Source organism: Pseudomonas sp. ACN8, assembly GCF_002303925.1.
Classification (GTDB): Bacteria; Pseudomonadota; Gammaproteobacteria; order Pseudomonadales; family Pseudomonadaceae; genus Aquipseudomonas.
On the sequence record NZ_MRCS01000121.1, the window covers coordinates 1 to 856 of the forward strand.

Genomic DNA, 856 nt, shown 5'->3' on the forward strand with positions numbered 1-856 from the left:
CGGGGTTCTTTTCGCCTTTCCCTCACGGTACTAGTTCACTATCGGTCAGTCAGTAGTATTTAGCCTTGGAGGATGGTCCCCCCATATTCAGACAAAGTTTCTCGTGCTCCGTCCTACTCGATTTCATTGATAAGAGATTTTCGCGTACAGGGCTATCACCCACTATGGCCGCACTTTCCAGAGCGTTCCGCTAATCTCAAATCAACTTAAGGGCTGGTCCCCGTTCGCTCGCCACTACTAAGGGAATCTCGGTTGATTTCTTTTCCTCAGGGTACTTAGATGTTTCAGTTCCCCTGGTTCGCCTCTTGCACCTATGTATTCAGTACAAGATAACCATCTTATGATGGCTGGGTTCCCCCATTCAGACATCTCCGGATCAAAGTCTGTTTGCCGACTCCCCGAAGCTTTTCGCAGGCTACCACGTCTTTCATCGCCTCTGACTGCCAAGGCATCCACCGTATGCGCTTCTTCACTTGACCATATAACCCCAAGCAATCTGGTTATACTATGAAGACGACATTCGCCGAAAATTCGATTGAGCTCCTAAGAGCAACTCACAAATTTTACCTTAGCCTGATCCGTTACCAGTGAAAGTAACGTTCAGTCTATCTTTCTATCACATACCCAAATTTTTAAAGAACGATCTAATCAAAGACTAGAAATCAATATTCACGCTGGAATATTCATTTCTAAACTCTAACGAAGCAGACCACCTTAAAGGCTGGTCTCTCGTCTTCTTCAATGAATCAAGCAATTCGTGTGGGAACTTATGGAGCAGCTGAGTCGTCGATTAAGGAGGTGATCCAGCCGCAGGTTCCCCTACGGCTACCTTGTTACGACTTCACCCCAGTCATGA

The 856-nt window shown here is 46.4% G+C and carries 2 rRNA genes; both read right to left on the reverse strand.

What is annotated here, in order from left to right:
• Positions 1 to 479 (reverse strand): 23S ribosomal RNA (locus BSF44_RS29205); the annotation flags it as partial.
• 312 nt (positions 480 to 791) lie between these two features.
• Positions 792 to 856, reverse strand: a 16S ribosomal RNA gene (locus tag BSF44_RS29210); the annotation flags it as partial.